Below are 14,733 nucleotides of genomic sequence, written 5' to 3' on the forward strand. Positions count from 1 at the left end.
AGCGATAAGGAGCACATCCTAGTCCGGTTCTGGAAAACGCGTAATTTTACCGTCACCACTGAGGGTGGTGATCGACTGAGGTTTACCATCCCCATCTAGCCTTAATTCCCCAATCGCACTGCGGTTTGAAAGGCGATAGAAGGTCTGATTATCAGGGCTTCGCTTCTCGATTTTTAAGCGCTTACGCTTAGTGAAATAGTTCAAAACTGAGCGAGGGCTGTATAACAGGCGGTCCCACACATCGCAGAATTTAAGCAGCGGAGCAGGGAACTGATTTTTAATGCCACTACAGGTGATTTGATAGATGTTCGGGCTGTTGCGACGATACCTAAGCTTGATGTCATAAGCGAAGGAGTAGTGAACGTCACCAGAAAGTACCACGAAGTTGGTCGGTGTTTTGGTATGGGTGAAGATACTGATCAGCGTATTGGCACTGCCCGGATGTGCCATCCAGTTTTCAGCGTCAATCACTAATGGCTTGCCGATTGTGGTCGCCATCTTTTGCAGTGTTTCAATAAACTTCACGCCAAACATAGGTGCAGCAGAAACGATCACTACTTTATCTTGATGTAATAACTGGTGCTGAAACTCAATCAAGGCTTCCCAGTCCATTAAACCTGAAGGTTTATTCATGCGCGACTCGGAACGCCAACGACGTGTTCGAGTATCCAACACAATGACTTTGGGTGAGGTATCTATTGTGTAATGCCACTCTTCAAAGCGACTTAACATCTCAATGAAGGCTTGATGCTTGTCTGGCTCGATATTGCTAACAGAGTGAGTAGTATTGCTATCATCGGCTTCATTATGCGCTTGTTTAGTAATGCGCGGTTGATCGACAAAAAGCTGTTTTGCTTGCTCGATAAACGTTTCGTCGAAGCTTTCCGGTTTGTTACCCCAACCCTGACACATCCAGTAGGCGGTCAGGCCATTACCAATGACTTGAGTCGCGAACTGGTTTTGGTCGACGGCGTATTCCCAACCCACGGTAAGGTTCCAATCATCAGTAATATCGTGATCGTCGAAGATCATGTACGTTGGGATATGTGCGAACAGACGCTGCACTTGCGGTAAACCAGCAATGAAATCATCAATGATGACGCTTTCATCACGCCACTGTTGCTGCTCAGTCGGTGTTAATTGGGGCCCACCTTGAGTAAAGTTACTCTCAATCAAACGCTCTCGATTGACACATTGCCACAGTGTCGGAGACCAAACCAACAAGTACATTGCGATAAACTCAGACAGCGTGACCAAGTGGTTTTCACAATCGGTCGAGCTAAAGATAGGAATCCCGCGTTTAGGGAATAGCTTATCGATCAGCGAATCCGAAGTGTTGTGGTGTGGCAGTAGGTGATGGCGCTGATAGAGGTGATACTCACTGTTATACAGCGCGTCACTGCTGTTGATTTCTTTAATTTGTGAGTCGGTCGGTAAGCTCTCACCAGCAAGACCAAGCAGTTGAATCACTTGTTGAATAGCATCAAGTGTTGGGCCTGCCACATGGTCGGCGTAAATCTGGTCGCCGCTCATCATCAGCATGTCAGGTCTTTCAGTGACGGTTTGCTCGGCGATCTTGTTATCGGCTGCGACTAGGCTGTCTTTGCTTGGATGATGCGGATTACGGCAAGAGCCATGCAGAATATAATCAGCCGAGGTTGATATCTTAAACTCAACGCGAGATTTACCGTTGTAAACAAGGTGAGGGGCGAGCTCTTTTAGTGAACCTGACTCTGTGTGAATGTCATATTCAAGAAGCGTATTAGTCGGAAACTCACCTTGTAAGCGAATTAGCGTTATCCACGCATGTGTACCGACTTGAATCGAATCATGCTCTTCAAGCGATGAGGTGTAAAACGGTTGGTCTTGTTTTGGTTCTGAATGCTCTTTTTCGTTCGAAAAGCCTGTTTCTCGACTATGTTCAGTTTCACTAATATAAAGATCAGCCCGGCCAACAAGGGGCGAGCTGGTGGCTAACCAAAGTACCACTTCAGTTGCGGTGGTTTTTCTTAAAATGGGTCCGGCGAGTAACAGGGGAAGAGATGATGTCGTAGAGGGTTTCAATACGGTACCTAAAATCATTGGTGGTCAGTCGTCGTGGAGTTCTTTTGTTTCGAGCTTGTTCGTGTCTGGTTTTGTGGTCTCAAGCTTTGATGCTTCAAGTTCTACTGAGTCAGATTCTGTTGTTTTATGCTCTGCAATCTCAGACTCGAACGGTTCAAATTCTGTCATTTCAGACTCAGTAGCCTCAAGCTCCGTCATTTCAGATTCTGTTGATTCAAGCTCTGTTGATTCAAGAACTTCGATAACTTCCGAGCTAGAAAGTTCATGACCCATTAGAAATATTGCCAATAGGGCATCGGCTTTGGTCTTGGTATCGGAAGGCTCGTCTAACAACAGTTCGAGCTTTTCTCGAATCATAGCAATCTCGTGCTCAACAAAGCCACGGCCTTCTTCATCCCCTTGATTGTCTTCAGGGGCATTATCGAATTCAAGAAATAGCATGTCGCCGTCTAGGTTGGTATCCACCAAACGCTCGGGCAGCCATGCCTCACCCACAACAATATCTGGATCGGAATCTTTGGGTAACTGATCTATAATGTTTTGTAATTCGGAGACTTTCACAATACTTTCATTTAACCGAGAATATTCTACATTGTAACGGTCAATGCCGATCAAACCTAAAAATAGTTAGCCATCATGGTTAATAAATGTCTATTCAGTTACACAATATTTATTACAAAGAGTAATTACATAAGAATGAAGCTCAAATATTTACCGACTCTCACTTCAACTGGAGTGGCTTTACTAAGTAGCGCTTTCCTAAGTGCTAATGCGTGGGCTGCTGAAGAACAAGAGTGGGGCATCGCTGCAATGTTCCGTACTGCAAGCATCCCTTATGACACGTCTGGTGGTGACCAATCGGTTAACTCATTCGTACCGATGCTGTTTTTCAAGAACGACTATGTGTTCATTGATGGTACCGAGATGGGTGCTTATCTTTATCAAACAGATGACGAGAAATGGTCTTTTAATGCTATTTCTCGCATGCGTTTTATTGATATCCCAGCTTCTGAGCAGAACGCAATTGAAGGCGATACTGCGGACTTCGGTGCTCAACTGACCTACCAACTTGATGGTCCTTGGTCTGTCGAGACGGAATTAATGAGCGACAGTGAGTACAACTTCCACGGTAACTTTCGTGCTAAAGCCAAGTATGAAACTGGAGATTGGGAGTTTTACCCGAGCGCGACGCTGCGTTATAAAAGTGCTGACTTCAACAGTGAATATTACTCTGCAGATAGTGAAACCATTGGTGCAGGTGTAGATCTGAATGTCGGTGTTGAAGCGCGTTACCATGTGGTTTCGAATTTATACTTATTGGGGTCAACCAGTGTGACTCGATTAGACGATAATGCCTACGATTCGTCGATAGTCGAAGACCGCTATCAAGGTGAGTTGTACCTTGGCTTTGGTTTCTTTAACGACAAAGAGAAAGCTCCGAAACCTAAGCTGAGTAATGCGCCGTATTTACGTGTCGCACACGGTTGGGCTACGCCATCCAATATTGGCGACATCATGAAGTTCAATAGAGAGAAAGACGAATACAACAACCAGTTGACCTCGTTCTTCTATGGCCACCCGTTAACCGATGAGATCTTCGGCTTCCCATTGGACATCTACCTAACGCCAGGTATCGCGCACCACTGGAGTTCAGAGGTTCAATCGAGTAGCACCGAGTATATTATTGCGATCAAAGCGTATTACACCTTTGATTGGCCAACCCAGTGGCGTGTAGGTGTGGCAGAAGGTATGTCTTACATCGATTCGATTACCTATATCGAAGGCTCTGAGATGGACCGTAAAGGTTACACAGCAAGCCATCTGTTGAATTACTTAGACTTCTCATTCGATGTAAACGTCGGCGACTTGATTGGTAAGAATGACTTGAACAACTTGTGGTTCGGTTACTCATTGCATCACCGTTCTGCAATCTTTGAAAACGCATCCCAGTTCGGACGAATCAAAGGCGGCAGTAACTACAACACGGTTTATTTCCAATACGAGTTCTAAGCGTAGTTTTTAGCTGTTCTTTTTAATCGTGGTTTTTGACTGTCATTTTCGTAGAGACAGTTTTAACGTTAGCTTTAAGCCAGAGTTTACTAAGTACGACTTGCATTTGACCTCGCTTCTATAGCTTCTGCGAGTGTTAGCGAGATTAATCAGCCTGATAGCAAAAGGTTTTCCCTTTGTTGTCAGGCTTTTTTGTTTGAGACTTGTGATATAATCGCGCGAGTTTAATAAGTACAAGAATAGGACACGCTTTGACTTCGTCTCCGGAAAAAGCAGACAACAACAAGAATGCAGCACAGCCAAGTTCTCCACAGAACGAAGCGAAATCGAATCAGCCTGCATCGAACCGACCTGCTAAGCATTTAAAAGCTAAACAACCAAAAACAAATCAACCAAAAGCTAAACCTGCCGATCATTCAGCAGCAGCCAATACAAAAGCATCTCAAAATAGCCCAGCTTCTCTTCGTAAAGCGCTCAACGAATGTATGATGCGCGATCGCTTCCGTCTGAGTAAGCGAATTGCTGGTGCGAGTAGAATTAAAAACGAACAATCTAAGAACGTTGTCTTCGATGAGATAGCGTTAGACATTGCCAAGTCAATGATGACGGCAAATCAGCGTGCCTCGCACAAACCAACCATCGAATACCCAGAGATTCTCCCTGTTAGCCAAAAACGCGATGATATTGCGAAAGCCATTTCTGAAAACCAAGTGGTTATCGTGGCGGGTGAAACGGGTTCGGGTAAAACCACTCAGTTACCAAAGATTTGTTCTGAGCTTGGCCGTGGCCGCATGGGCTTAATTGGCCACACTCAGCCTCGTCGTCTTGCGGCACGTTCAGTTGCCAACCGCATTGCGGAAGAGATGGAAACACAGTTGGGTGATTTTGTTGGTTATAAGGTTCGTTTTAACGACCAAATATCTGATAACACGCAAATCAAATTGATGACCGACGGTATCTTACTGGCGGAAATTCAGCACGACCGTTTCTTAAGCCAATACGACACCATCATTATCGATGAAGCCCACGAACGTAGCCTGAACATTGACTTCATCATGGGTTACCTAAGAGAGCTTCTGCCAAAGCGTCCTGATCTTAAAGTTATCATTACATCAGCGACCATCGATCCTGAGCGTTTCTCGAAGCACTTTAACAATGCGCCGATTATTGAAGTATCAGGTCGTACTTACCCAGTTGATACGCGTTACCGCCCATTAGGTGGTGATGAAAGTGATTCAGACCGTGACCAAATCGAAGGTATCTTTGAAGCGGTAGATGAGCTGTGTGATGAAGGGCAAGGCGATATCTTGATCTTCATGAACGGTGAGCGTGAGATTCGTGATACTGCCGACTCTTTAAGTAAACGTAACTTGCGTGATACCGAAATTGTTCCGCTGTACGCACGTCTATCGGCGGGTGAACAGAACCGTATCTTCCAGTCTCATACTGGTCGACGCATCGTTCTGGCGACCAACGTGGCAGAAACCTCGTTAACCGTTCCGGGCATCAAGTATGTCATCGACCCGGGTACGGCGCGTATCAGCCGATACAGCTATCGTACCAAGGTACAACGCCTACCGATTGAACCAGTATCTCAAGCGAGTGCTAACCAGCGTAAAGGTCGTTGTGGTCGTGTTGCTGAAGGTATCTGTATTCGTCTGTATTCTGAGGAAGATTTCGAATCACGCCCAGAGTTTACTGACCCAGAGATCCTTCGTACTAACCTAGCATCGGTTATCCTTCAGATGACTGCGCTAGGCTTGGGCGACATTCAAGCATTCCCATTTGTTGAAGCGCCAGATAAACGTAATATTCAAGATGGTGTAAGGCTGCTTGAAGAGTTGGGTGCGATCGCGACAGTCGAACCGTCTGCGAACAAAAACAAGAATCATGGCGACGACAAGAAGAAGCTAACCGCGATTGGTCGCAAGCTCGCTAAGCTGCCGATTGATCCACGTTTAGCTCGTATGGTGATTGAAGCGCCAAGTAATAGATGCCTGCACGAAGTGATGGTAATTGCTTCTGCGTTGTCTATTCAGGATCCGCGTGAGCGCCCATCAGACAAACAACAATCGTCTGACGATAAGCACAAACGCTTCTTCGATAAAGAGTCAGATTTCATCACGTTTGTGAACCTTTGGGATTACGTTAAGCAGCAACAAAAAGAGCTGTCGAGTAACCAGTTCCGCAAACAGTGTAAGCAAGATTACCTGAACTATTTACGTATCCGTGAATGGCAAGATGTGTACTTCCAAATTCACCAAGCAATGCGTGAATTGGATACCAAGCTGAATACAGAGCCGGGCAGCTACGATGGCATTCACATGTCACTGCTATCAGGCTTGCTTTCGCACATCGGTATGAAAGACCAAGAGAAGAATGAATATCAAGGTGCTCGTAACGCACGCTTCCATATCTTCCCTGCGTCTGGCTTATTTAAGAAACAACCAAAGTGGATCATGTCTGCTGAGCTGGTGGAAACCTCAAAACTTTGGGGTCGTGTTATCGCTAAGATTCAGCCTGAATGGATTGAACCACTAGCAAAACACCTGATTAAGCGCAGCTACAGCGAACCACATTGGTCGAAGAAGCAAGCGGCAGTAATGGCACACGAAAAAGTGATGCTTTACGGAATCCCAATTATCCCGAAACGTTTAGTGAACTACGGTGCGATTGATGCCACTGTCAGCCGTGAATTGTTCGTGCGCAGCGCTTTGGTTGAAGGTGAGTGGGAAACCAAACATGCCTTCTTCAAGCAGAACCGTAAGCTACTGCAAGAAGTAGAAGAGCTAGAACATAAATCGCGTCGTCGTGACATCTTGATCGACGATGATGAACTGTTCGACTTTTATGACCAACGTGTTGGCGAAGAGGCTGTTTCAGGCCGTCACTTCGATACATGGTGGAAGAAGACCAGCCAGAAAACACCAGAGCTGCTTAACTTCGAAAAGTCGATGCTGTTCCGCGGTGATGCAAGCCACGTTACTGATTTGGATTACCCTAACTTCTGGCACCAAAATGGTATCAAGCTGAAGCTGAGCTATCAATTTGAGCCGGGCGACGACAACGATGGTGTAACGGTCCATATCCCGCTGCCTATCTTGAACCAGATTGACCAAAACGGTTTTGATTGGCAGATCCCAGGCCTACGTCAGGAACTGGTAATTAGCCTAATCAAGTCGTTACCTAAAACGCTACGCCGTAACTTTGTGCCTGCGCCAAACTACGCTGATGCGTTCTTGGCTCGTGTGACACCACTTGAAGCACCGTTGTTGGATTCTCTTGAAAAAGAGCTGCGCCGCATGACAGGTGTGGAAGTAGTACGTGATGACTGGAAGTTAGACCAGATTCCAGAGCACTTGAAGGTAACATTCCGCGCTGTAGATCATCGCAAGCGTAAGCTTAAAGAACAGAAAGACTTGCATGAATTGAAAGAGAGCCTAAAAGACAAGGTTCAAGAAACGCTTTCTAAAGTGGCAGACGATGACATCGAACAGCAAAACCTGCATACGTGGAGCTTTGGTGAGTTACCAAAAGTCTACCAACAGAAGCGTGGCGGCTACGATGTTAAAGCCTTCCCAGCGCTGGTGGATTCTAAAGACAGCGTAGAGATCAAATTGTTCGAAACCGAGCAAGAGCAGATCTCGGCAATGAAATCGGGTCAGCGTCGTTTAATCCTGTTGAACGTGCCATCGCCGATCAAATATTTGCACTCTAACTTGCCGAACAAATCTAAGCTTGGCTTGTATTTCAACCCATACGGACAGGTGCTCGATCTTATCGATGACTGTATCGCTTGTGGTATTGATAAGCTGATTGAAGAGAAGGGCGGTTTGGTTTGGGAACCAGAGCAGTTTGAAGCACTGAAAGAACACGTACGTGCAGAGCTGGGCGACAGCGTGGTTGAGATTGCTCAACAGGTTGAAACCATCCTAACGACCGCATTCAGCATCAGTAAGAAGCTGAAAGGACGTGTCGATCTTTCAATGGCATTCGCACTTTCTGACATAAAAGCTCAGGTAGAAGGTTTGATTTTTAAGGGGTTTGCCACAGAATGCGGGTGGAAACGCCTGCCGGATATTCTACGCTATATGAGAGCGATTGAACGCCGCATGGAAAAACTGCCGATTGACCCGAACAAAGATCGCTTGCATATGATCAAAGTTGAGTCAGTAATGAATGATTACAAAGAGCTGCTGAATAAAATCCCAAAAGGGATCGCGGTTCCAGAAAATGTAAAAGAGGTGCGTTGGATGGTAGAAGAGCTTCGTGTAAGCTTCTTCGCACAGCAGCTCGGAACGCCTTACCCAGTATCAGATAAGCGTGTTAAAAACGCGATTGATGCTTGCTAAGGAATAAAGCTAGACGCAATAGCAAGGTTTAGGTATAAATCTTGCTTATTGCATTACTAATTGAATAGTTATTACATACAGGGCGACTTGGTGGCAATTTATTACCACTCAAGGCCTGCCACTAGGACGAAAAAGGTCGAATATGAAAAAAACGTTATTAGCACTAGTATTGCTAGGTGCATCTTCAACAGCAATGGCTGATTCATGGTTATACGGTGGTGTTATGGGTGGTCAAAACTCATTTGCTGGTGAAGATGAAACGGCGATGGGCATCCACGTAGGTACAGGTATCCTTCCACTAATCGGTGTTGAAGCGGGTTACTGGGATCTTGGTTCTTTCGACAACGTTAGCTACGGTAACCGTGCTAAACAAGGTGTTGACGTAAGTACTGCTTACCTAGCAATCAAACCAAGTATCGACTTCGGTCCTCTTCACGTATATGCGAAGGGTGGTCTTCACTCTTACGAAGTGAAAGGCGATAGCTTCAAACAAGACGACGTTGATATCATGTACGGTGTAGGCGCAGAATACTTCATCTTTGGTCCACTATCTGTCGGCGCTAGCTACCAAAACTTCAAAATGAAAGATGACGACTCTGGCGTATTTACGCTAAACGCAACTATCCACCTACTGTAATTAATCAGTAAGGCGATCGTAAATAACGGTCGGATAGTCGTTAAAGAGTTCGTAAGAATTCATAAAAAATGCCAGCTTGATAGCTGGCATTTTTGTATCTGTAGAATAGTAATGTCGCTGACTTAAGCGGTATAAGTTAAGCGAGGAGCGCTATTTCTTACTGTTTAGAATCTTCTGAATTCTTGGGTTCATCGCTTTGCCGTGTTGGCTTTCATACTCTTCGCGTTTCAAGTCGTTCAAGTTCTTCACTGAGTTAGCGGCAAGCAGGAACTGCGGCAATTCTGTTTCCAGCATGCCTTTCTCATCTAAACGCTTTGCTTCCAAGTAGTATTTCTTAAACAGGCCATCGAGCTTGTTTTCAGCCGTACGCTTTAAGTCGTACAGTTTGTTTTGGATTAACCACTTCTCAATCTTGTTCACAGCAGTGCGCGACAATACACGAATACGGCTATCAAGCAGCTCTTCTTCAGTCAAAGAATCTTTAAGGATCCAAAGCTCACCCATTTGCGGTGGCCAACTGTTTCCAAGTTGAATACGCTCATGGCAGTGCATTAGTACGCGGTTAAGGCCGTCTGAGTCAACAGAGTGGGCAAACTCAAGAAACTTACCGCTCGGTTCACTACCGTATTGGTATTCCCACTGAGTTTCGTACACGCTCAAGAAAGAACCGAACACATGGATACACCAATCGGTTAGCTCAAGCTCTGCTGGATCTTGATCAACAACAGGAACTTGTTGAGACGCACCAGAGCCCGCAGCGTTTGGTGTCGCTACTTTTACTTCTGTATTTTGTGCTTCAATCACTTCAGGTACGGTAGCGTCAGGTACAACAGGTGAAGCTGGCTCAGAAGGTTGGCTTTTTGCCTTTTTGAATGAGCTGCTGCCTGAAGCGTTCAGATGGGCTAAGCTTTTGTCTATACCCATTTCCTTGAGCTTGTCCTGCATTTCCTGAATATTGAGAGGTCTTCTGCTGTTGTTGTCTTTCATTTTGCTTCTCGTTAACTAGCCAGTACTGCAGCTTGGATTCAATCCTAGATAATGGCATTAATTCATTGGCTTTGGCTTTATACCAGAGGACAAATTTCTTCCATACTAAACTATGGTCACCGGTCAAACCGGAGAATTTAAACGCACGTTCTGCCCATGATGGTATCTCTTCTTCGTTGAGATCATGAGTAGAGACGGTGTTGCTGTTCATTGAGCCTCGACCTTGTGGGCGAGGGGCCTGCTGCATGTGTTGCATTGGTGCCGGAGCAGGCTGAAACTTGGGTGCAGGTGCAGGTGCAGGTGCAGGTGCAGGTGCAGGTGCAGGTGCAGGTGCAGGTGCAGGTGCAGTAGAGTAGACCGGAATACTATTGGTCGGTTGAACCTCAACGTGCGCCGTAGCTTGCTCTTGCTCAATGAGCATTTTGAAAACGTGAATCTCTTTCTTATCTCGATAGTCTACTTTCACCTTATCGAGGAAACCTTGGTCGACTAAACACTTAAGGCAGTCGGCTAAACCAAACGTAGAGAGAGCACAAAGCTGACCTGCCGTTTGTAGGCACACATTGGTGTAACCGAATTCATCAGCACCATCTGCAAGCATCAATAAAACCAGCTTTTCTGCTGGGCTAGAAGTATTCACTTGCCAAGCTAAATAAGAATATTTGGCGCTCAATATCGTGTTCTCAAAAAAGGTAAGTCGTTGTCACTATTGTAAGTCACCCCTTACCGAATTTATAGCAACTTAACAGAAAACGACATTAGTAAGCCAAATATTGACCATAAGGAGAGGTCTGCCCCAAAAAGTAAGCCTACACTCATTCATTCTAGGTCAGAAGATGGCTAAAGATGGGGTTTACGGCCGTCTTTTTCGGGTCTGATTCTGCACCAAGGCTTAAAATAACGTGGTCTATTAACGTTAAGCATGAGCTTCTAATCTTTTGTGTTGTCTTCATGAAAGCGCCTATCTTCTCTCTCTAGTGACTGTTGATGATTTCTTTATCTACTTATTGACCTATTTATCCATCCATTCATAAGTTGTATTTAATTTATAAAACACCTTGATATGATCAATATTTGCGCTATTATGACGATAAGTCAGAAATGACGAAGCGTCATAAAATGGTTAACCACATGAATTTACTATTCGTGTTAATATATTGGACAGGAGCGTTTTAAATGCTGATTAAGCTTAGGTAATAGCTAAGCTCAAATACGGACTGAAAAATTATGTTTGGCTTTGGTTGTAAAGGCGATAAACAAAGTATCTTTGGTTGCAAGGCGGTGCTGTCTAAGAAGCAGCAATCCATAGCCGACCGAGAAGTAGAATTGATGTTGTTAGCAAAAGATCTGGTTCGAGAACAAGGGTTCGGAAATCTAACGATGGATAGGCTAACGGCGGCAAGCTCTTATTCTAAAGGTACGATATACAATCACTTTTGCAGCAAAGAAGACGTGGTTTTAGCGTTATGTATTCATTCTCTTAAGTCTGAGGCACTGTTGTTTGCTCGTTCTGGAGAGTTTGAAGGCAACTCACGCGAAAAGATTGTGGCATTGCATGTTGCGTACCGAGTTTATGCTCGTATGGAACCGGTATTATCAACTTGCGCGATTATGGCGAAAAGCCCATGGGTACTAGAGAAAGCCTCCAGTGCACGCGTGGCCGAGATGAATCAATTAGAAGAAATCGTTATCGAACAAGCGGATCTGCTCGTCAATCAAGCAGTAGAAGCCGGTGACCTAAAGTTCTCTTCTGGCGTGGGTTCAGATGCCATCGTATTCGCCAACTGGTCAATCGCATTTGGTTCAAATGCTTTGTCTCAGAATGCTTCAAACAGTCATTGTATCAAGCGGTTACAAGATCCGTATTCAGTATTACATAACGCGAACATGATTTTAGACGGCCTCAACTGGCAGCCCCTTTCGAGTGATTGGGATTACCGTAAAACCTGGCGCCGTGTAGAACAAGAACTGTTCAGTGAAGAAGTCGCTTACTTAGAGTCAGTAGGTCGATAAGCTTCAACTAAACCCACCTATGTGGGTTTATTAATAACCATTAGTGACGATTCGTCATAAACTTAAGTTTGCCTAGTGTTGTTTTGGTTTTCTTGAGTGTATGACTAAGAATTGTGTCTTTTGTCAGCTTCGGCTGGCTTTTTAAGACACAACTATGACGAATCGTCACAAATGGAGACTGTGATGGAACATGACAGCCAGAAGCCCGCTCTCGATCACCAAAACCGATATAACCGTAATGTCGATAGCGTAAACGGGGATCTAAATAACAGTTGGCACTCAATACCGACCAAGCGTTCGTTTATCGTTCTGCTGGTGGTTTTTTCAATCATCATGCTCTCTGCATTAGGGGCGAAGAACCTCTACTTTAGAGGGGATTACAACATCTTCTTCGAAGGCACCAACAAACAGTTGATGGCGTTCGATGAAATTCAAACTACCTTTGCGAAAACCGACAACCTTGCGATTGTTGTCGCACCTGAAGGCGGCAATGTCTTTACCCCTGAAACCCTCACCTTAATTCAAAACCTCACGGTCGATGCCTGGCAGATCCCGTACTCAAGCCGTGTCGATTCGCTGGCCAATTATCAGCATACCGAAGCCGTTGAAGACGACTTGTTAGTGGAAGATTTGCTGTACGAAGAATACGAGCACACGCCAGAGCGGATCGCCAAAGTAAAACAGATCGCGCTCAACGAACCACTGCTTAAGAATGCATTGGTATCGGCCTCCGGCGATGTGACCATTGTTAACGTCACGGTGCAATTGCCCGAAGTGGACAAAACGGCGGAAGTGCAAGAAGTCATTGCGGCCATCAACGCCATGATTGACCGCTACGAGGCACAATATCCTAATGTCGAATTCCACAAGGCGGGCATCATTGCCATGAATAACGCCTTTATGACCTCGGCTCAAGAAGACAGCTCAACACTGGTGCCGTTAATGCTGTTAGTGGTGTTGGTGTTCCTAACCTTTATGCTGCGCTCGTTCTTTAGCGTGCTTGCTACCTTAGTTGTGATTATCTCTTCGATTGTCGCGACCATGGGTTTGTCTGGCTGGGCAGGGATGTTCCTAAGTACTGCAACGGTCAACGTTCCTACATTGGTATTAACCCTTGCCGTTGCCGATTGTGTTCACGTAATCGTGACCATGAGACAAGCCATGCAACGCGGTATGGAGAAAGCACAAGCCATTCAATACAGCATCAAGCTTAATGCGATGCCGATCTTAATTACTTCTGTCACCACCGCGATTGGTTTCTTGATGATGAACATGTCGGATTCTCCCGTATTACGAGACTTCGGTAACTTGTCGGCATTGGGCGTGATCATCGCGTGTTTCTTATCCGTGACTATGCTGCCTGCGCTGTTAAAACTATTGCCAGTAAAGACTTTACCAGCCAATGAAGCAGCGGAAAGCAAAGTCACTTTCATGGATAAACTGGGCGACTTTGTGGTGACCAACCGCAAAGCACTGCTGCCTATTTCTACCTTAGTGATTGTTGGCGCAGCCGCGTTAATTCCATTGAACAGAGTGAATGATGAATCGGTGAAGTATTTCGATACCTCAAGCGAGTTCAGACAAGCGGCAGACTTCATGGAACAGACCGTAAGCGGCATGACGACCATCAGCATCGCGGTCAAAACTAACGAGTCTCAAGCAATTGCCGATCCTGTGTTCTTGCAAGCGATTGGTGACTTTACCGATTGGCTACGCGTACAACCAGAAACCGATCATGTGGCCACGCTTTCCGATGTTTACATGCGTTTGAATAAGAACATGCATGGCGATGACGACAGCTACTACCAACTGCCACTTAACCGTGAACTTGCTGCGCAATACTTACTGCTTTATGAGATGTCTCTTCCTTATGGCTTGGACTTGAATAACCAAATCAATGTCGATAAATCTTCGATCAAAATGGTACTCACGGTCGACAACCTAGGCAGTGTGGAATTGGTTGAACTCGAAGAACGTATCTACTCATGGTTTGCAGCCAATGCGCCTCAATATGAAGTGGTGGCATCTAGCCCGTCGCTGATGTTTGCCCATATCGGGGAAACCAACATGGCGAGCATGCTATCAACTCTGCCTATCACCTTAGTGCTTATCTCTGGCTTGATGATCTTTGCATTGCGCTCGGTTCGCTTGGGCATTATCAGCCTAGTGCCAAACATTGCCCCAGCGATTATCGGCTTTGGTTTATGGGCGCTTATTTCCGGTGAAATCAACTTGGGTTTGTCGGTCGTAGTCACGCTTACTCTGGGTATCGTGGTCGATGATGCAGTGCACTTTTTGAGTAAATACCAACGTGCACGATTAGAAGGTAAATCAGCGGAAGAAGCGGTTCGGTACGCCTTCCACACTGTTGGCCGTGCATTGTGGATTACCACGGTTGTGTTAGTGGCGGGTTTCTCTGTATTGGCGATGTCGAGCTTCAGACTTAATTCCGATATGGGCTTACTCAGTGCGATTGTGATTTTCATTGCGCTAGTAGTCGATTTCATCTTGCTACCTAGCTTGCTGATGATCTTCGACAAGCAGACGCACTACTCAGATAAACCTCAACACGAATCAAAGCTATCCAAAGAAGAGCAATCTAGCCCGTCTAAACCAGTTGGCGAACTGACTACTTCGACTAAATAAGGAATCGTCAGCCTGCTGCGGTGG

The 14,733-nt window shown here is 45.5% G+C and carries 9 protein-coding genes; 5 read left to right on the forward strand and 4 right to left on the reverse strand.

Annotated elements, in window-relative coordinates:
* Positions 1 to 18: 18 nt before the first annotated feature.
* Both DUN60_RS04785 and DUN60_RS04790 read right to left on the reverse strand, forming a co-directional pair.
* A complete protein-coding gene (locus DUN60_RS04785; RefSeq protein ID WP_114633308.1) occupies positions 19 to 2,082 on the reverse strand; it encodes a metallophosphoesterase family protein in 2,064 nt (687 codons plus the stop codon).
* Positions 2,083 to 2,088: 6 nt separating this feature from the next.
* Positions 2,089 to 2,679 (reverse strand): VC1380 family protein, encoded by a 591-nt coding sequence (locus DUN60_RS04790; protein ID WP_114633309.1) that lies wholly within the window; start codon positions 2,677 to 2,679, stop codon positions 2,089 to 2,091.
* Positions 2,680 to 2,760: 81 nt separating this feature from the next.
* Here DUN60_RS04790 and DUN60_RS04795 point away from each other — a divergent pair, with 81 nt between their 5' ends.
* From DUN60_RS04795 to DUN60_RS04805, 3 genes are all read left to right on the forward strand, one after another.
* On the forward strand, positions 2,761 to 4,074 hold the full coding sequence (locus DUN60_RS04795; RefSeq protein WP_114633310.1) for a MipA/OmpV family protein: 1,314 nt from the start codon (positions 2,761 to 2,763) through the stop codon (positions 4,072 to 4,074).
* Between the two features lie 251 nt (positions 4,075 to 4,325).
* Entirely contained in the window at positions 4,326 to 8,426 is a 4,101-nt protein-coding gene (hrpA, locus tag DUN60_RS04800; RefSeq protein ID WP_114633311.1) for an ATP-dependent RNA helicase HrpA, read from the forward strand.
* Between the two features lie 142 nt (positions 8,427 to 8,568).
* Entirely contained in the window at positions 8,569 to 9,063 is a 495-nt protein-coding gene (locus DUN60_RS04805; protein ID WP_114633312.1) for an outer membrane beta-barrel protein, read from the forward strand.
* A 150-nt stretch (positions 9,064 to 9,213) separates the two neighbouring features.
* Here the strand turns inward: DUN60_RS04805 and DUN60_RS04810 are convergent, their stop codons facing one another.
* Entirely contained in the window at positions 9,214 to 9,987 is a 774-nt protein-coding gene (locus DUN60_RS04810) for a hypothetical protein (RefSeq protein ID WP_114633313.1), read from the reverse strand.
* On the reverse strand, positions 9,908 to 10,723 hold the full coding sequence (locus tag DUN60_RS04815; protein ID WP_114633314.1) for a hypothetical protein: 816 nt from the start codon (positions 10,721 to 10,723) through the stop codon (positions 9,908 to 9,910). Before DUN60_RS04815 ends, DUN60_RS04810 begins: the two co-directional genes overlap by 80 nt.
* Before the next feature lie 554 nt (positions 10,724 to 11,277).
* On the opposite strand from DUN60_RS04815, the gene DUN60_RS04820 reads away from it, so the two are divergent.
* Positions 11,278 to 12,063: a TetR/AcrR family transcriptional regulator gene (locus tag DUN60_RS04820; RefSeq protein ID WP_017074568.1), complete on the forward strand. Its 786-nt coding sequence runs from the start codon at positions 11,278 to 11,280 to the stop codon at positions 12,061 to 12,063.
* Positions 12,064 to 12,183: 120 nt separating this feature from the next.
* Positions 12,184 to 14,709, forward strand: a complete 2,526-nt coding sequence (locus DUN60_RS04825; protein WP_114633315.1) for an efflux RND transporter permease subunit — start codon at positions 12,184 to 12,186, stop codon at positions 14,707 to 14,709.
* Positions 14,710 to 14,733 lie beyond the last annotated feature (24 nt).

It is taken from the genome of Vibrio splendidus (genome assembly GCF_003345295.1).
Classification (GTDB): domain Bacteria; phylum Pseudomonadota; class Gammaproteobacteria; order Enterobacterales; family Vibrionaceae; genus Vibrio; species Vibrio splendidus_K.

What these genes read in the sequence shown, in the direction of transcription:
- DUN60_RS04820 (WP_017074568.1), top strand. Translation starts at nt 11,278, where the DNA reads ATGTTTGGCTTTGGTTGTAAAGGCGATAAACAAAGTATCTTTGGTTGC.
- DUN60_RS04795 (WP_114633310.1), top strand. Translation starts at nt 2,761, where the DNA reads ATGAAGCTCAAATATTTACCGACTCTCACTTCAACTGGAGTGGCTTTA.
- DUN60_RS04805 (WP_114633312.1), top strand. Translation starts at nt 8,569, where the DNA reads ATGAAAAAAACGTTATTAGCACTAGTATTGCTAGGTGCATCTTCAACA.
- DUN60_RS04810 (WP_114633313.1), bottom strand. Translation starts at nt 9,987, where the DNA reads ATGGGTATAGACAAAAGCTTAGCCCATCTGAACGCTTCAGGCAGCAGC.
- DUN60_RS04785 (WP_114633308.1), bottom strand. Translation starts at nt 2,082, where the DNA reads ATGATTTTAGGTACCGTATTGAAACCCTCTACGACATCATCTCTTCCC.